The sequence below is a fragment of the Rhizobium sp. BR 362 genome (assembly GCF_036528765.1).
Classification (GTDB): Bacteria; Pseudomonadota; Alphaproteobacteria; order Rhizobiales; family Rhizobiaceae; genus Rhizobium.
On the sequence record NZ_JARWGH010000004.1, the window covers coordinates 158957 to 176420 of the forward strand.

At 62.1% G+C, this 17464-nt stretch carries 12 protein-coding genes; 5 read left to right on the top strand and 7 right to left on the bottom strand.

Going from position 1 to position 17464, the window contains the following annotated elements; all coding sequences use genetic code 11:
• The first annotated feature begins 38 nt into the window (after positions 1 to 38).
• The 3 genes from QDY28_RS07330 to pheT are packed head-to-tail and all read left to right on the top strand — an operon-like array spanning position 39 to position 3785.
• Positions 39 to 224 (top strand): hypothetical protein, encoded by a 186-nt coding sequence (locus QDY28_RS07330; RefSeq protein WP_331381034.1) that lies wholly within the window; start codon positions 39 to 41, stop codon positions 222 to 224.
• A 38-nt stretch (positions 225 to 262) separates the two neighbouring features.
• Positions 263 to 1345, top strand: coding sequence for a phenylalanine--tRNA ligase subunit alpha (gene pheS, locus QDY28_RS07335; RefSeq protein WP_331381035.1), 1083 nt, complete (start codon positions 263 to 265; stop codon positions 1343 to 1345).
• A gap of 16 nt (positions 1346 to 1361) precedes the next feature.
• On the top strand, positions 1362 to 3785 hold the full coding sequence (gene pheT, locus QDY28_RS07340; RefSeq protein WP_331381036.1) for a phenylalanine--tRNA ligase subunit beta: 2424 nt from the start codon (positions 1362 to 1364) through the stop codon (positions 3783 to 3785).
• A 268-nt stretch (positions 3786 to 4053) separates the two neighbouring features.
• Here the strand turns inward: pheT and QDY28_RS07345 are convergent, their stop codons facing one another.
• From QDY28_RS07345 to QDY28_RS07360, 4 genes are all read right to left on the bottom strand, one after another.
• On the bottom strand, positions 4054 to 4413 hold the full coding sequence (locus tag QDY28_RS07345; protein WP_331381037.1) for a nuclear transport factor 2 family protein: 360 nt from the start codon (positions 4411 to 4413) through the stop codon (positions 4054 to 4056).
• Positions 4414 to 4504: 91 nt separating this feature from the next.
• Positions 4505 to 6592, bottom strand: a complete 2088-nt coding sequence (pbpC, locus tag QDY28_RS07350) for a penicillin-binding protein 1C (RefSeq protein WP_331381038.1) — start codon at positions 6590 to 6592, stop codon at positions 4505 to 4507.
• Positions 6593 to 6601: 9 nt separating this feature from the next.
• On the bottom strand, positions 6602 to 12109 hold the full coding sequence (locus tag QDY28_RS07355; protein ID WP_331381039.1) for an alpha-2-macroglobulin family protein: 5508 nt from the start codon (positions 12107 to 12109) through the stop codon (positions 6602 to 6604).
• Between the two features lie 440 nt (positions 12110 to 12549).
• Positions 12550 to 13542, bottom strand: coding sequence for an aldo/keto reductase (locus QDY28_RS07360; protein ID WP_331381041.1), 993 nt, complete (start codon positions 13540 to 13542; stop codon positions 12550 to 12552).
• Positions 13543 to 13676: 134 nt separating this feature from the next.
• Here QDY28_RS07360 and QDY28_RS07365 point away from each other — a divergent pair, with 134 nt between their 5' ends.
• Positions 13677 to 14567, top strand: coding sequence for a LysR family transcriptional regulator (locus QDY28_RS07365; RefSeq protein ID WP_331381042.1), 891 nt, complete (start codon positions 13677 to 13679; stop codon positions 14565 to 14567).
• Positions 14568 to 14606: 39 nt separating this feature from the next.
• On the opposite strand, the gene QDY28_RS07370 is transcribed toward QDY28_RS07365, so the two are convergent.
• Positions 14607 to 15101, bottom strand: coding sequence for a YciE/YciF ferroxidase family protein (locus tag QDY28_RS07370; protein WP_028750893.1), 495 nt, complete (start codon positions 15099 to 15101; stop codon positions 14607 to 14609).
• Between the two features lie 183 nt (positions 15102 to 15284).
• On the opposite strand from QDY28_RS07370, the gene QDY28_RS07375 reads away from it, so the two are divergent.
• A complete protein-coding gene (locus QDY28_RS07375) occupies positions 15285 to 15902 on the top strand; it encodes a hypothetical protein (protein ID WP_331381043.1) in 618 nt (205 codons plus the stop codon).
• Positions 15903 to 15952: 50 nt separating this feature from the next.
• On the opposite strand, the gene QDY28_RS07380 is transcribed toward QDY28_RS07375, so the two are convergent.
• Complete coding sequence (locus QDY28_RS07380; protein ID WP_331381044.1) at positions 15953 to 16396, bottom strand: GNAT family N-acetyltransferase; 444 nt, start codon at positions 16394 to 16396, stop codon at positions 15953 to 15955.
• A 19-nt stretch (positions 16397 to 16415) separates the two neighbouring features.
• Complete coding sequence (locus QDY28_RS07385; RefSeq protein ID WP_331381045.1) at positions 16416 to 17366, bottom strand: aldo/keto reductase; 951 nt, start codon at positions 17364 to 17366, stop codon at positions 16416 to 16418.
• Positions 17367 to 17464 lie beyond the last annotated feature (98 nt).

The window sequence follows — 17464 nt, forward strand, 5'->3', positions numbered from 1 at the left end:
GCGGGTTTTGTGTTTGCAGCAGGCGCGATCGGGCCTATGTGGCCTGGTCGAAGCGTGCGCCGCCGGAAGCGGTGGCCGAACTTCGGCACATGACCCGCATTCTCAGTGGCTTTTTGTCATTTGCCCGGTTGATTGGCCGCGTGCACATGGGTAGTGATCTGCAGCGCTTCATCGTTGCCACCAGCTATCTGATGTATGTGTTCACCAATTATTCTGCGGAATGAGCGGCACGGTGAGCCCGCCCTCCGCAAGGCAGGACAAGATGACGGAACTCGATACTCTTGAAACCCAACTCATGGCCGACGTGGCCGCTGCCACGGACGAGCAGGCGATCGAAGCCGTCAGGGTGTCCGCTCTTGGCAAGAAGGGCTCGGTTTCAGAACTGTTGAAGACGCTGGGCTCGATGTCGCCGGAAGAGCGGCAGACGCGGGGCGCGGCGATCAATGCGCTGAAGAATTCGGTGACCGACGCCATCAACGCCCGCAAGGGCGAACTGCGCGACGCCGCGATCGAGGCCAAGCTGAAGGCGGAGACGCTGGACGTCAGCCTGCCGGTCCGCTCCTCGCCCGCCGAACGCGGCCGCATCCATCCGATCAGCCAGATTGTCGATGAGATCACCGCCATCTTCGGCGACATGGGTTTCTCGATTGCCGAAGGTCCGGATGTCGAGACCGATTATTATAACTTCACGGCGCTGAACTTCCCGGAAGGGCACCCGGCCCGCGAGATGCACGACACCTTCTTCTTCCAGCCGGATGAAAAGGGTGAGCGCAAGGTGCTGCGCACGCACACCTCGCCGGTGCAGATCCGCACCATGGAAGCGCAGAAGCCGCCGATCCGCATTATCATTCCCGGCAAGACCTATCGCCAGGACAGCGACGCCACGCACTCGCCAATGTTCCACCAGGTCGAAGGCCTGGTGATCGACAAGACGGCGAATGTCGCCAATATACGTTGGGTGCTGGAAGAGTTCTGCAAGACCTTCTTCGAGGTGGACAATGTGACGATGCGCTTCCGCCCGTCCTTCTTCCCCTTCACGGAACCATCCTTCGAGGTCGACATCCAGTGCGACCGCTCTGGTCCGATCGTCAAGTTCGGCGAGGGCACCGACTGGATGGAAATCCTCGGCTGCGGCATGGTGCATCCGAATGTGCTGCGCTATGGCGGCCTCGATCCGGACGAATATCAGGGCTTTGCCTGGGGCATGGGCCTCGACCGCATCGCCATGCTGAAATACGGCATGCCCGACCTGCGCGACTTCTTCAACGCCGATGTTCGCTGGATGAACCACTATGGCTTCCGCCCGCTCGACATGCCGACGCTGTTCGGCGGTTTGAGCGTGTAAGGAAGGGATAAAGCACATGAAATTCACACTCTCCTGGCTGAAAGAGCACCTGGAAACTGACGCCACGCTCGATGAGATCTGCGCTCGCCTGACGATGATCGGGCTGGAGGTCGAAGACGTCGACGACAAGGCATCGTTCAAGCCCTTCGTCATCGCCAAGGTGCTGTCGGCGGAAAAGCACCCGCAAGCCGACCGGCTGAAGGTGCTGATGGTCGACAACGGCTCCGGCAAGCCGGTCCAGGTCGTTTGCGGCGCGCCGAACGCCCGCGCCGGCCTCGTCGGCGCCTTCGCAGCGCCCGGTACCTATGTTCCCGGTATCGATGTGACGCTCACGGTCGGCAACATCCGCGGCGTCGAAAGCCACGGCATGATGTGCTCGGAAAAGGAGCTGGAAATCTCCGACAGCCATGACGGCATCATCGATCTGCCGGAAGATGCGCCCGTCGGCACCAGCTTCGCCGCCTATGCCGGCCTCGATGATCCGATGATCGAGATCAACCTGACGCCAAACCGCCCGGATTGCACCGGCGTCTATGGCATCGCCCGCGATCTTGCCGCTTCCGGCCTCGGCACGCTGAAGCCGCGCCTGACGCCAACCTTCCCTGTCGATGGTGACACCCCGACCGAGCTGAAGATCGAGCTGGACGATACGCGTCTTTGCCCTGGCTTTGCCCTGCGCCTGGTGCGCGGCGTCAAGAATGGGCCAAGCCCGAAATGGATGCAGCAGCGGCTGCTCGCCATTGGCCTCCGTCCGATCAGCGCGCTGGTCGACATCACCAACTACATGACCTTCGACCAGGGCCGGCCGATGCATGTCTTCGACGCCGCCAAGGTCAAGGGCAATCTCGTCGTCCGCCGCGCCAAGGAAGGCGAAACCGTCCTGGCGCTCGACGAGCGCGAATACAAGCTTGGCCCGAACAATGTCGTGATTGCCGATGACGACGGCATCGAGTCGATCGGCGGCATCATGGGCGGCGAACATTCCGGCTGTGATGAGAACACGGTCGACGTACTGATCGAATCGGCGCTTTGGGACCCGATGAATATCGCCAAGACCGGCCGCAGCCTCGGCATCATCAGCGACGCCCGCTACCGTTTCGAGCGCGGCGTCGATCCGGAATATATGGCTCCCGGTCTTGAGCGCACCACCGAGCTGGTGCTCGCCTGCTGCGGCGGTACCGCCGCGAAGGCGAGGGTCGTAGGCTATAAGGGTTATGACGCCAAGATCGTCGATTTCCCCTTCTCCGAGGTCAAGCGTCTGACCGGTCTCGACGTCTCCATGGAAGAGGGCAGGTCGATTCTGACGAAGCTCGGCTTCTCGGTCTCCGGCTCCGGCGAGCGCGTTTCGGTGGCCGTGCCCTCATGGCGGCCAGATGTCGATGGCAAGGCCGATCTCGTCGAAGAGATCATGCGCATCCATGGCGTCGACAACATCAAACCGGCGCCGCTCGCAAGCCACAACGCCGTCAACGGCAAGATCCTGACGACGCTGCAGATCCGCACCCGCACCGCCAAGCGTGCGCTTGCCTCCCGCGGCATGCTGGAAGCCGTCACCTGGTCCTTCATTCCGGAAGATCAGGCCAAGCTCTTCGGCGGCGGCTCCACGGCGTTGAAACTCGCAAACCCCATCGCCGCCGACATGTCCGACATGCGCCCCTCGCTCTTGCCGGGTCTGCTCTCGGCTGCGCAGCGCAATGCCGATAAAGGCTATGGCGACGTTGCGATCTTCGAAGTCTCGGGCACCTATGAAAACGATAGGCCCGAAGGCCAGCGCCGCGTCGCCGGCGGTATCCGTCGCGGCACGGCGACGCTTACCGGCGCCGGCCGCATGTGGTCGAACGCCGCCAAGGGCGGCGGCAAGCCGGTCGATGTCTTCGATGCCAAAGCCGACGCCTTGGCCGTGATCGAAGCCTGCGGCCTGCCGATGGGCAACATCCAGATCGAGCAGGGTGGTCCCGCCTGGTATCATCCGGGCCGCTCCGGCACCATCAAGATGGGTCCGAAAGTCGTGCTCGGCTATTTCGGCGAATTCCATCCGAAGACGCTGGAAGCGCTCGATGTCACCGGCGCGCTCGCCGGCTTCGAAGTCTATGTCGACGTCATGCCGGAGCCGAAGAAGAAGACGACGCGCACCAAGCCGGCGCTGGAGCTTTCGCCATTCCAGGCGGTCAAGCGCGACTATGCCTTCGTGGTCGATAAGACGGTGGAAGCGGGCGCCATCATTCGCGCCGCTACCGGCGCAGACCGCAAGCTGATCACCGGCGTCAATGTCTTCGACATTTTCGAGGGTGCATCCCTCGGCGATGGCAAGAAGTCGATCGCCATCGAAGTGCAGATCCAGCCGGCCGAGCGCACGCTGACCGACGAGGATTTCGAAGCGCTGACGCAGAAGATCGTCGCCAATGTGACGAAGACAACGGGCGGGGTTTTGCGGGGTTAACCTGCAATCGCCTGCTGCAGAGTTCGCGGAGGGTGCGGCACCCCCCTCTGTCCCTTTCGGGACATCTCCCCCACAAGGGGGGAGATTATTGGGGAGTTTGCCGCGCTCGCCTTGTAATAACAACAGCAGCGTCAGCAGGCTTGATGTCCGGCTGAGGCAAAAGGGTGCAACAAGTTACCAATCTCCCCCCTTGTGGGGGAGATGTCACGAGAGTGACAGAGGGGGGTATCGCAGGCGCGGCATAGAAACAGTATCCTTGAGGCCAGCGCTACCGATGCAAATGATACACCTTGTTGACGATGCTCCACCGTCCGTCGATCTTCAGCAGTGACAGATAGTCCGAAAAGCGCATGCCGGCGAATTCGTCGACGACTTTGACGCTCGCGGCATCGCCCTCGATATCGATCAGCTCGATTTCCATGAGCGGCACCGTGTCGGGCGGTGCGCTGCCTTCTTCGACGATCGCGGTGATGAATTCGTCGCGCGTCATCCACTCCACCGCGCCTTGATAATTGCCTATGATCGCGACCCGTGGATGCAGCGCTTTGCGCAGCGCCGGCTCATTCGCAAATGCCATGCCATCGACATAGAGGTGAACAACTGCGCGGATTGCTTGCTCTTCCGACATCTCGCCGTTCCTCGTTTGAGTGCCTGTTAATATAGCATAAACGCTCAAGCGGACAAAAACGCCGACGTGATCGCAATGTTTTTATCAGGTCTTATTCCACGAAAATCCGCACGCTGGCGGCCCGGCCCGCGGCATCGATGACGGTCAGCGTCGAATAGCCGGCGCCGTCCGGAATCCACTTATTGGTGCGGCGACGGGAGAGGTCGGGCAGCGGCTTGCCGTTGGCGAGCCAGCGGAACGGCGCGCGGCCGCCCTGCAACTTCAGCGACAGCGGCATGAGCGGGCTGGCACCGCTGCTCGCGCCGAGGTCGACGCGCGCGCCCTCCGGCGGATAAACGATCTGCGGCGCCGGCTCGCGGGTCGAAGTCGACAGCAAGCCGGCGGCGGTCACTGAAAAACGCCGCTGGCTGATCGGCAGTTCGGTGGCCGAAATGCGCACCGCACCCATGGGCGCCGGCGGAAACGGCGCGATCGCGACGCCGGACTTGGCAAAACCTTCGAACAGGATGGGCGCGGCCGAGACATAGCCCGCCAATCCCGGCACCGCGCCATTGTCGGGCCGGCCGACCCAGACGCCGAGCACATGCGCGCCGTCATAGCCGACGGACCAGGCATCGCGGTTGCCGTAGCTGGTGCCGGTCTTGTAGGCGATGCCGAGCTGCTTGCTGCCGGCCGGTGCGATGATGTCGGAGAGAATGTCGGTAATGTTCCAGACCGCCACAGGCTCCATCAGCGGCTCGCCTTCGATCGGTCCGGGCTGATCCTGGATGCCATCGCCGATCCGCATCGGCTTGCCGCGATTGGCCAGCCCGGCATAAAGCTGCACAAGATCCTTGAGCGTGATGCCGACGCCGCCGAGCCCGATGGCGAGCCCCGGCGCTTCGTTGGGCGGCAATACTGGTTTCACCTCGGCGCGGCGGAAGCGCACGAGCAGCCGCGTCGGCCCGACCGCGTCAAGCAGGCGTACGGCCGGCACATTGAGTGACAGTTGCAGCGCCTCGCGAACGCTGACATCGCCCTGATAAGTCATGTCGAAGTTGCGCGGACGATAGCCGTAGAAATCCGCGGGGCGGTCTTCGATGATGGTTTCCTGGGCGACATATCCCTCTTCGAAGGCAAGGCCGTAGATGAAGGGCTTCAGTGTCGAGCCGGGCGAGCGCAAAACGCGGGTCATGTCGATCCAGCCGGAGCGGCTGGAATCGAAATAATTGGCCGAACCCACTTCGCCGACGATCTCGCCGGTATGTGCATCCGCCATCACCATGGCGACAGAAACCTTCGGTCCCAGCCGCTTCGATGCTTCATCGGCGACGGTTTCCAGTCCTTGCTGAATATCCCGGCGCAGTGTCGTGCGATGCTGGATGATGCCGGGCTGCTTGCGCAACGCGGCTTCTGCAAGATGCGCCGCATAGGCCGGCAATTGCCGCCGCTTGGCCGGGATGGGAACGAGCGCTGCCCTCTCCGCCTCGCCATCGCCGATCACAGCCGAAACGGCGGCGCGGTCGAGCACCCGGCGGCGGGCTGCTTCCGCGCTCGCGAGATTGCGGTCGGGCCGGCGCTTTTCCGGCAATTGCGGTAGGGCGACCAATAGGGCCGCCTGCGCGACCGTCAGATGCCGCGGCTCCTTGCCGAAATAGGCGAGGCTTGCGGCACGCACACCCTCCAGATTGCCGCCATAGGGCGCATGCGTCAGATAGAGATCGAGAATTTGTTCCTTGCTGAGCCGCCGCTCGATCTGGATGGCGCGGACGATCTGCAGCAGCTTCGCCGTCACCGACCGCTCGCTGCGCGGCTCAATCAACCGCGCCACCTGCATCGACAGCGTCGAGCCACCGGAGACGATGCGGCCATGGCTGACGAGCTGCAGAAAGGCACGGCCGAGAGCCATCGGATCGACGCCGTGATGGTCGTAGAAGCGCCGATCTTCATAGGCGACCAGCATGCGCAGGAATTGCGGATCGACATCGCCGACGTCGGTCTTCAGCCGCCAGCGCCCCTCTGGCGTCGCGAAGGCGCGAAGCAGCTCGCCATTGGCGTCGAGCACCTCGGCCGAAACGATGCCGGCCCTGTCGAGCGGCGGTTGAAAGGCGCGATCGGCGACCTCAAGGCCAAAGGCGAGCGCCACCACCGAGAGGGCGCTCACCCCGATACTGATCGCAATTTTCCACCGCGTCTTCATTGCCCGTTTTTACTGCTGTGCTGCCAGCACCTCCATGGGGCCCATCGCCGTGCGCGCCGAGAATTGCGGACGGTACATGTCTTCGACGCTTGCGGCCGGATGATCGTAGGTGCCGGGCGTAACAGCGCGTACGACATAGGCGAAGCTGAGATCGCGGTCGCTGCTCGACGACTGGTCGAAGGCGGCGACGAAGCGATCGTTGCGGAACTCGACATGAGCCGGCTGCACATCGCTCAGCCAGTCGAAGTTCGAAAGCTGCGCGCTGTTGACGATGCTCGGATTGTCGATCTCGAAGCCGGCCGGCAAGAGGTCGGTGACGAGAATACGGGACGGCCAGTCGTTGGTTTCCGTAACGTGCAGCACGACGACATAGCGTTCGTTCTGCTGTGCCTGGCTGACATTCGCCTCCTCGCCGTCGAGCGTGTAGTATTTGCGCTCGATGGTGAAGCCGTCGCCGCCGGCGGGCAGCGGCGTCACCGGCGCCGCGACGGTGGTTACAGCGGCAGACAGCGGCTGACGGCTGGTATTGGTGACGGTCAGCGGATGGCCCATAAGCGCGTCGCCGCTCATCTGGGCCATGTAGGCGCCGCTACGGGCAGCGCCGTTGACATCGAGCGTCAGGCCGTCATCGCCGTTCTGCAGGGCGCGGGCGGCGAGCAGCATCCAGGTCTGTTCCTGGGTGCTGGTATAGGTCTTGGTCTGCCATTCCTTGGCGACGACACCAGCCAGTTCCGGAATGATCGGCGGCACGGGGCGGCTTTCGGCGGCAAGCGCCAGCACGGCCGCGCCGTCGCGCAGCGACGAACCGTAATCGGACCGGGCGAAGCTGACCTTCGTCACTGCCGCCTTTTGCGACATTTGCAGAGCATCGACGAAGATGTTGCGCGAGCGCTGTGCATCCCCATAAAGCGCCAGAGCCGCCGCCAGATGCGCCTTGGAGAGCGGCGTCGGGAAGTCGTTCAGCATGGTGTCGGCGTAGTACCGCAGATCGCTGACCGACGCTTTCTTGTTGCGGGCAAGTACGTAGAGCGCATAGGCGATCTCGTTGCCCTGGTCCTTGACGTTGGTGTTGATGCTCAGCGAATTCTGCAGGTTCTCCAGCGCCTGCACCATGGCCTGATCTGGCACGATATATTTCTGCTCGCGGGCGCGGGTCAGGAAGTCGGTGACATAGGCGTCGAGCCAGAGGTCGCCGGAACCCGGCCCCCAGAGGCCGAAACTGCCGGTCGACGACTGATAGGACATTTCGCGATAGATCGCGTCCTGAATACGCTGATGGATTTCAGCGTCGTCGGCCAGGCCGTTCTTGATCGCCAGCTCGCTGAAATAGAGCAGCGGCAGCGAGCTGCTGGCCGTCTGCTCGGCGCAGCCATAGGGATAATGGCTGAGGCTCATCAGAAGAGCGGGCACATCGAAGGCGCTGGAGCGGCTGACATTGACGCTGACGGAAGCGCCCGGCAGGACGCTGTCGGCCAGCAGGTCGGCATTGACCGTCAGGCTCTTGCCGGGTGCGAGCGTGATCAGCCGCCGTTCGGTAACCGGCAATTGTGCCGGGCGGACCGGTATGTCGACCGACTGGTCGAGCGATAATCCCGAAGCATCGGACAATTTGATCGCGACGGTGCCGGCGCCTGGCTGTCCGCCGGTCAGAGGCAGGGTGATGTCGTATTTGCCGCCTTGTTTCAGATTGATCGTCTGCTGCGCGGCGCTGGCATCGACAGTCACCGCCGAATTGCCCGTAACCGTCAGCTTGTAGTCGCCGGCAGGTGCGTCGGTATTGGCGATATCGAGCCGGAGATTGGCCTTATCACCCGGAGCGAGGAATTTCGGCAGGCTGGCGGTGACGACGACCGGGTCGCGGATGATGACATCCTGCGTCGCATGACCGATCCCGGCCTTTGACCAAGCAACCGCCATTAGGCGCGCCGTGCCGTTGAACTGCGGAATATCGAAGCTGACATTGGCCTTGCCGCTGGCATCGAGCTTGATCGGACCGGAGAAGAAGGCGACCAGCTTTTCAGTCGGGGGGCTCGCCTGCAAGGCCGCCTGCCCGCCGTCGCCGCCGGTGCGCAGCCGCCCGGTGGCGCCGAGCGAGCCGTCGATCAGGCGGCCGTAGAGGTCGCGGATTTCAAGGCCGAGCTGGCGCTGGCCGTAATACCAATCGTCCGGAGCCGGCGGCTGGTAGCGCGTCAGGTTGAGAATGCCGACATCGACGGCGGCGACCGTCACATAGGCATCCTCGTTGGCGCCAGCGCCCGACACCTGCATGGCGATATTCAGCGGCTGGCGCGGCAAGGTTTTCTGCGGCGCATCGAGCTTGACCTGCAGCTTGCGTTCGCCGGGATCGACGGTCGCCCATTTGATGCCGATCGCGCGCATCGGCATGCGGCTCTCCTGCGCGTCTCCAGGACGGAAGAGGGTGGCGGTCACATAGGTGCCGGCGCCCCAATCGGCGGTGACAGGAATGTCGACCTCGCCGCCGGTGCCGCCGATGTCGGCATCGGTCACCGAGATCAGGGTTTCGGAGCCGGCCGTCACCATCAACTGCCCAGCATAACGGGAGGTTACCTTCAGCTTGGCCGTATCGCCGATATGGTAGCTGTCCTTGTCGAGTGCGATCTCCAGTGCGTCCGGCGTTTGCGTCGAGGTGGAAGCGACATACCAGCCGGCGTCGAATTCGACGCTGGATTGCGGCCCGTTCGCATCGGCGGTCTCCACCTCCAGCCGGTAGCGGCCCCAGGTGACCGGCACCGAGATTCTGGCGCCATCCGTCGTGGCGTTTACCGTGCCAGTGGCGACCTGCTTGGTCGACATGACAGGCTCGTATTTCCAGCTATTGCCGTCGCGATACCATTGGTAGTCGCGCTCGACGGCGAGCAGCTTCCAGGTCAGGCCCTGCATGGCCTGCTTCTGGCCGTTCTGATCGACCGCTATGACGTGGAAATTGCCGATCGAATTTTCGCCGAGATCACCGTCGAATTCGGGCTTGATGCCGATCCGCGGCCCATCCGCCTTGACCGGCAGCGTCAGCGAACGCTCGACGGCGCGGCCGCCGGCCTCCTGCATGCGCACGGTGATGTTGGCGTTGAGGAGCTGCGTGGTCGAGGGCGTGTCGCTGATGGTGACGTCGAAGGTCGTCTTGCCCTCTTCGTCCAGCGCCTGCAGGTCTTCGAGCGGCATTTGCGAGCTCTCGGCCTTGTTGTCGCTGCTGCTGTCGCTATCGCTGTTGTCCTGCCCGGCGCCTTCGTCGGCGAGGCCGAATTCGTAGCCCTTATAGTCGGCGCTCTCGCGCGTCGGCTTCAGCGTCACTTCGCCTTCGAGGCTAAGGCCCGCGGCCGGCGCACCGTAGAGATAGCGCCCTTCGATATTGACCGGCGTCGGCTGACCGACCTCGATCGCCTTGGCGTCGCTCTTCATGTCGAATTCGATGCGGTCCGGCACGAAATCGTCGACGAGGAAGGTCTGCGAGCCGATGGAGGCACCCTTCGGGTCGGTATAGATGTTCATCGTCCAGGTGCCGCGCATTGCGGTCTGCTGCAGCGGCAGGTCGACATTATAGCCGCCGAGCTTGCCGCCATCGGTAACGACGCGGCGATCCTCCACGCCGTCGGGGCGCAGGAAAACGAAGGTCAGCGGTACGTTCTCCACCGCCATGGAGCTGACGTCACGGGCAAGCGCGGAGGCATGCACCGTCTCGCCGGCGCGGTAGATGCCGCGTTCCGTCCAGGTGAGGAGATCGATCGCGCCCGGCGCCGTGCGGCCGGTGACGCCGCGGTCGGAGAGATCGAAACCGGCGCGGGTCATGTCGAGGAAGACGTAATCCTGATCGCCGTTTTGTGCCGTGATGACGGCCGGCGTCATGCCCGCCGTGCCGCGCATCAGGCCGGCGCTGAAGGTAGCGCGGCCGTTCGCATCGGTCTTCGCGGTGCCGAGGATTTCATTGTTCTTGGCGAGAAGTTGCAGCTCGACGCCGGCGATCGGCTTGGCGCTGCCGAGCGAGCGGGTGAAGACATTCAACCCGTCCGTGCCGGCATAGGTCGTTACGCCGATATCGGAGACGACGAACCATTGCGTTGCCTGAGGATCCCATTCCTGGCCGACGTTCGGTACGACTGCGGTCAGGACGTAAACGCCGGGCTTGCGCTTCGGCAGCGCCTCGTCGACCGGGAAGCTCGTCACGACATCCTTGTTGAGGTCCTGCTGGATATCGATCGAACCCTGCCAAACCAGCTCGCCGCTGGTGTCCTGAATGGTCTGGGCGCTATAGCTGTCCATCTGCGTCAGGAACTGCGAATTGTTGAGCAGTTGCGCGATGTTGCGGTCGCCGATGCGGTAGAGCTTCAGCTTGGCCGTGGTGGTGTTGACCGAAACCAGGGGAATGCCGCGGCGCGCCGTCGATGGCAGCACGAAATTGTCGCCGGTGAAGCGGATCGAGGCGGTGCGGTCCTTGACGTAGACTTCGATGTCCACCTGCGCGGCAAGGTCCTCATCGACCGACGAAGGCAGGCCGCGGCGCAGCGAAATCTTGTAGTGCTGGCCGAATTCAAGGCCTTCGACGCAGATCTGGTTGTCCTTGGCATCGACGCCCTTCGGGGCGGCGCCGTTGACGGTGACAAAGGGCGTGTAGTCGACGCCGCTCTTCACCAGTTTCTCGGAGAATTGCAGGCAGGCGCGGGGCGAAGCGTTGTCGTTGTCCAGCGTATTGCCGGTGACACGGAAGCCCTGGCGGGCTCTGAGATCCTCATAGGCGGCCTGGACGGTCGGGGAGCCGGCCAAGGCAAGGCTTGCCTTATAGGCGCTGAGTGCCTGGCGATAATTCTGCGCGTTCTGCAGTGATGTGGCGAGCACTGCCAGCGCGTCGGCCCGGCTCCGCGTCGTGCGGGAAAGCTGATAGCCGTTGAGTGCAGCGTAAGCCGCCTGGGTGGCGACCGTCGTGTCGTTCGTTATGGTATTGGCGGCCCGCGCCATCTCGACCCAGAGCGCGCCATTGTCAGGCGCAAGCGACAGCGCGCCCTGAAAGGCGTTCAATGCGTTGTTGATGTTGCCGGAGGCCAGCTCGATGCGGCCGAGCGCCGTTAGGCTTTCGACGCCCTGTCCCTTCAGCTCATTGGCAAGCATGAGCCTGCTCTTCGCATCGCGCGCGGCCTGTAAGAAAATGTCGGAAAGGAAGGGAAGCGCGGGTGCGGCGCCGATATCCGGCTCATTTGCGGCAGCGGTTTCGACGATCTTGCCGGCAACAGCGCCGGGGAAGCTGTTGAGCTGGTTGAAATCGGACTTCAGGAAACACCATTTCACCTTGGGATTATAGGTGAAAGCCTTGCAGGACTTATCGCCGATGCAGGACGTCGAGCATTGATCCAGCGTGACATTCTGCTCGGTGCGCAGATCGAAGCCGAAATAATCGCCATCTTGCGTGGTGACCACTTGCCGCTTGGCATCGGCGGCGCTCGCGGGCGTCAGAGCGGCGAAGGTGGCGAGAAGAAAAACGGAAAGTCCGATAAACGCGCGCTTAGACATAAGTCCCCCCAACGCTGCCCGTTTCGATTGGCCGCACTCTTCAAACTTCGGTCTAATTTGTCAACCGAGCGTCGAGATGCAAACGCGCGATTTCGACTATACCGATCTGTTTGAATGCCGTGCCTTGCTATTCCAAGCTACATTTCCGCAGCACTCGGAAGCATGTCCCAAGGTGAAGCCCAAACTGTCCAGTTCACGATAGTCCGCGCGTGCGAAAATGTCATCTGGCACGAATAAGCGAAGCAAAATGAAAAGCTTAGTTTTAAAAAAGGTCCATACCTTGTTTGCCGTACGGAGCTTTACAGACCGTCTGTTTCATCCTGATGACGATGACTGCCGGCAATCGCATTCAGCTCGTCATCGAATAGATGCGTTACGCAGCATCGACACCGGCGTGGGGTGCCGGTGCCGATGCTGCGCGAAAACGGCTGATGAAGCTCCTAGCGGTTCGTCATGGCCAGCGAGGCATCCGAATAGCGCTTGCCCGCCACCAGTTCGAGCGGGATGACGTCGCTCAATTCCTGAAGTTCGCCGGCCGAGAGCGTGATGTCGGCGGCGGCATTCTGCTCCAGATGGTGCAGCTTGCGGGCGCCCGGGATCGGTACGATGTCGTCGCCCTGATGCAGCACCCAGGCGAGTGCGAGTTGTGCCGCCGTGACGCCCCTGTCCTTGGCGAGGGCTTCAAGCTTGGCGACGAGGGCGGCGTTGGCGTCGAAGTTCTCGCCCTGGAAACGCGGCACGTTGCGGCGGAAATCGTCGGCCGCGAGATCGCTCATATTGCGGATCGCTCCCGTCAGGAAGCCGCGGCCGAGCGGACTATACGGCACGAAGCCGATGCCGAGTTCGCGGCAGGCGGCAAGTACCTCTTCCTCCGGATCGCGGCTCCACAGCGAATATTCACTTTGCACGGCGGCAATCGGATGCACGGCGTGGGCGCGGCGGATCGTGGCGGCACTGGCTTCCGAAAGGCCGAGCGCACGCACCTTGCCCTCCCTCACCAGCTCCGCCATGGCGCCGACGGTATCTTCGATCGGAACGTTCGGATCGACGCGGTGCTGGTAGAAGAGATCGATGACATCAGTGTCGAGGCGTTTCAGCGAGGCTTCGGCCACCTCTTTCACATGCTCCGGCCGGCTGTCGACGCCGATCATCGCTGCCGGACCTGATTTTTCCAGATCGAGCTTGAAGCCGAACTTCGTCGCGATGACCACGCGATCTCTGACGGGCTTCAGCGCACGGCCGACCAGCACCTCATTGGTGAAGGGGCCGTATGTTTCGGCGGTATCGAAAAAGGTTATGCCGAGATCGACGGCGCGATGCAGCGTTCTGATGGACTCGTCGTCATCGGTTGCGCCATAGGCGAAGCTCATGCCCATGCAGCCGAGGCCGACAGCGGAAACGGAAAGTTCCTTGCCGAGTTTGCGGGTTTTCATAGTCGTGTCCTTTGAGCTTAATTCTGGTCCGCGACGGCATTTGCGCCTGCCGCGTGACGAGAGAGAAATTATGTCCGCCGATAGCGAATGAAAATGCATGCAAATTCAAATGGGCTGTTCTATTATTTAGATCAATGAACAGAACACAGCTCTCCCAATTGGCGGTCCTCGCCGCCGTTGCCGCCCATCGAAGCTTTCGCGCCGCCGGCAAGGAATTGTCGATCGCACCCTCCGCCGTCAGCCACGCGGTGTCGAGCCTCGAGGAAAGCCTCGGCGTACGCCTGCTTGCCCGTACCACCCGAAGCGTCTCGCCGACGGAGGAGGGCAAGCTGCTGCTGGAGCGCCTGGCGCCGGCGCTGCAGGAGATCGATATTGCGTTGGAGGATACGCTCGCCGCCCGCGGACGTCCGGCCGGCAATCTTCGCATCACCGCGCCGCGTTTTGCGACCGACCTGCTACTTGCCCCACGCCTCGGCGATTTCCTGAATAGCTATCCCGATATCACCTTGGAGATTGCCAACGAGGATGGCTTTACCGATATCGTGAAGCAGGGTTTCGATGCCGGCATCAGGCTGGAGGAAAGCCTGGAGGCGGATATGATCGCGGTGAAGATATCGCCCGACATCCGCACCGTGATCGCCGGATCTCCCGCCTATTTCGAGAAACATCCGAAGCCTATGCATCCGCGTGATCTGGTGCATCACCGCTGCATCAAGCGGCGTTTCACCAATGGAGCGATCTATCGCTGGGAATTCGAAAAGGATGGCCGCGAGGTAATCGTCGCCGTCGAAGGGCCGCTGATCGTCGGAGAGGATCAACTTGCGGTTCTGGCGGCCCTGAACGGCGCAGGGCTCGCCTATCTCTTCGATATGCGCGTTCAGCAGAAACTCGCCGACGGCGAGTTGATCCGTGTGCTCGAAGACTGGTGTCCGCCTTACCCCGGCCCCTACATCTATTATCCAAGCCGTCGCCAGATGCGCCCGGCACTCAGGGCTTTCATCGATTTCTTCAAGTATTCGCCATAGCAAGAGCAGCGGGGAGACCCCGCCGCCCTTGCCGGGAAATCATGCTGCCGCCTTCTGGTTGGCAGCGGTCATGGCGAGCTTCGAGAGAATCTTGTCGGTATTTCCCTCTTCCTGCAGCGTCTGGTCGAGCAGCTTGACTACCTCCGGCTTGCCGAGCGTGTTCGCCCAGGTCCGCAGCGTGCCATAGCGGGCAATCTCATAATGCTCGACGGCCTGGGCCGCGGAAATCAGCCCGGCATCGAGAGCGGGCGTTCCCTTGAATTCATCCATGATCTCTTCGCCTTCGGCGATGATTCCTTGAATGGCTTCGCAGGTCTTGCCTTGGGCGCGTTTGCCGATCATTTCGAACACCTGCTGCAGACGTTCCACATGTCCTTCGGTTTCCTGCAGATGCTTTTCGAAGCCGGCCTTGAGATCCGGTGATTGCGCCGCACGCGCCATCTTGGGCAAGGCCCGAACGATCTGTCGTTCGGCATAATAGATGTCCTTCAGCGTATCGTAGAACAGGTCTTCCAGCGTCTTGTCCTTGGCCATTGTCTCTCTCCGTGTTTTTAGAGCCAAATTTCTCGGATGCCGCCCGGCGGCGACCCCTACACAAGCCGGCGCAATCCTAATTGTTCCCGCTGCTGACAAAATTCGGGGTACCAACCTGCGATAAGCCAAGGTGAGATAAATATCCGCAGCAGCCAAACGAATGGCGGAAGGGATTCAGAGACGATGAAAAGGCCGGGATCGATGAAGGGGCTGGAGGAGCTAGGCCGCGTCAGGCTGTCGAAGAATTTCTTCTTCCGCGATTTCCTGCATTCGGAGATCGCCGATTTTCATCGCATTCCGAATATCCCCGACGATCCCGACCTGGCGATCGAGTCCGGCAGCCGGCTTTGCGAGGAGCTGCTGGAACCGCTGGAGGCGAGCTTCGGTCGGCTGCATATCCGCTCAGGCTACCGTGCGCCTGCCGTCAACGCCTTCGGCAACAGGAACGGCTTGAATTGCTCGACCAATGCCCACACCGCCGCGCATCACATCTGGGATATGCGCGATCTCGACGGCTGCATGGGCGCGGCAGTCTGCGTCGTCGTGCCATGGCTGATCGACAATTGCCGTGAGGAGGGTGATTGGCAGAAGCTTGCCTGGTGGATCCACGATCATCTGCCTTACGCCTCGCTCTGCTTCTTCCCGAAATTATGGGCCTTCAACATCCAGTGGCACGAGCGGCCGCAACGGACGATCCAGAGTTTTGCCCAGCCTCGTGGCATGCTGACCAAGCGCGGCATGGCAAATTGGCAGGGCGATCATTCGGCTTTCTACGCGGGATTTCCGATGCCGGTCATCTGACCGGGCATGACCTTGTCCAAAAACCGCTTCGCACTTTTTGGGATCATGCCTCAAAAACTGATGCGGTAGCGAATGTGTCCGTCGCTCTCGACATAACTGTCATAGAGCTTGCGGGCCGTGGCGTTGCTGTCTTCCGTATGCCAATAGAGCCGCGCCCACCCGTTCTTCTTGCAGAGGGCGACGAGGTCGTCCATCAACGCCCGGCCCACACCGCGTCCGCGCGCGCTTCCATCGACGAACAGGTCCTCCAGGTAGCAGTCCGGCGTGCGAACCCAGGTGCCCTCATGCGTCAGGCAGAGCGTGAAACCCTTGACCTCGCCATCGACCTCGGCGACGCGCATGAAGATGGCGGACGCCGGATCGAAGACCCGGCGCCATGTCTTGTCGGTGATATCAGGCGCGATGCTGACGCCATAGAAGGCGAGATAGTCGGCCCAGAGCTCGCGCCAGCGGGCTTCGTCTTCGGGCTTGGCATCGCGGATCACGACGGTCATCGGTTTATTCCTGCTTACGTTATTCGCCGGCTTTGTCGAGCAGGCTCATGGCCTCGTCGGAAAGCGAAAGCTTCGCCGAATTGATCAGCGCGTCGAGCTGGCCGAGGCTGGTGGCGCTGGCGATCGGCGCGGTGACGCCGCGTTTGCGCAGCAGCCAGGCGAGTGCCACATCGGCCGGCGTCGACTTGGTCTCCGCGGCAACTGTATCGAGCGCGGCGAGAATGCGGAAGCCCCTGTCGTTGAGGTAGGCCGAGACGCGATTTTCGCGCGCACGCCCTTCGGTATCGGCCTTGTTGCGGTACTTGCCCGTGAGAAAGCCGGCCGCCAGGCTGAAATAGGTGATGACGCCGATCTCCTCTTTCACGCAAAGATCGGCAAGCGGGCCTTCGAAACTTCCGCGTTCATAGAGATTATATTCCGGCTGCAGCACGTCATAGCGCGGCAGACCGGCCTTGGCGGCGGCATCGAAGGAGGCCTGCAACTGCTCGGCATTGAGGTTGGAGCAGCCGGCATGGCGGATCTTGCCCTGTTCCTTTAGTTTGGCATAGGCGCCGAGCGTCTCCTCATACGGCGTTTCCGGATCCGGCCAATGCGAGAGATAAAGATCGATATAGTCGGTCTGCAGCCGCTTCAGCGAATCCTCGACCGCTCGCAGGATATAATCCGCTCTCAGGCCCTTCTTGCCGGGACCCATTTCGGAGCCGACCTTGGTAATGATGATCGCCTTGTCGCGGGCAACGCGGCCCTGCTTCAGCCACTTGCCGATGATTTCTTCGGAATCGCCGCCCTTGTTGCCGGGAACCCAGCTTGAATAGACGTCCGCCGTGTCGATCGTGTTGAAGCCGGCGTCGAAAAAGGCGTCGAGCAGAGCGTAGGAAGTCTTCTCATCGGCCGTCCAGCCGAAGACATTGCCGCCGAAGACGATCGGCGCGGTGAAAAGATCGGTTCGTCCAAGCTTGCGCATTTCCATAATGGCTCTCCAAATCGTTTGAGCAAAAAACCGGCGCCGAAAAAGGCCGGAAAGGGAGGGGGACGTCGGTGCAGGTTATCGTCCTACCATTGGAAATG

Bases quoted from the DNA above. Each gene is read 5' to 3' on its own strand.
- pheS (WP_331381035.1), top strand. From the start codon at position 263: ATGACGGAACTCGATACTCTTGAAACCCAACTCATGGCCGACGTGGCC.
- QDY28_RS07345 (WP_331381037.1), bottom strand. From the start codon at position 4,413: ATGTCGGAAGAGCAAGCAATCCGCGCAGTTGTTCACCTCTATGTCGAT.
- QDY28_RS07385 (WP_331381045.1), bottom strand. From the start codon at position 17,366: ATGGAAATGCGCAAGCTTGGACGAACCGATCTTTTCACCGCGCCGATC.
- QDY28_RS07355 (WP_331381039.1), bottom strand. From the start codon at position 12,109: ATGTCTAAGCGCGCGTTTATCGGACTTTCCGTTTTTCTTCTCGCCACC.
- QDY28_RS07375 (WP_331381043.1), top strand. From the start codon at position 15,285: ATGAAAAGGCCGGGATCGATGAAGGGGCTGGAGGAGCTAGGCCGCGTC.
- QDY28_RS07380 (WP_331381044.1), bottom strand. From the start codon at position 16,396: ATGACCGTCGTGATCCGCGATGCCAAGCCCGAAGACGAAGCCCGCTGG.
- QDY28_RS07370 (WP_028750893.1), bottom strand. From the start codon at position 15,101: ATGGCCAAGGACAAGACGCTGGAAGACCTGTTCTACGATACGCTGAAG.
- pheT (WP_331381036.1), top strand. From the start codon at position 1,362: ATGAAATTCACACTCTCCTGGCTGAAAGAGCACCTGGAAACTGACGCC.
- pbpC (WP_331381038.1), bottom strand. From the start codon at position 6,592: ATGAAGACGCGGTGGAAAATTGCGATCAGTATCGGGGTGAGCGCCCTC.
- QDY28_RS07360 (WP_331381041.1), bottom strand. From the start codon at position 13,542: ATGAAAACCCGCAAACTCGGCAAGGAACTTTCCGTTTCCGCTGTCGGC.
- QDY28_RS07365 (WP_331381042.1), top strand. From the start codon at position 13,677: ATGAACAGAACACAGCTCTCCCAATTGGCGGTCCTCGCCGCCGTTGCC.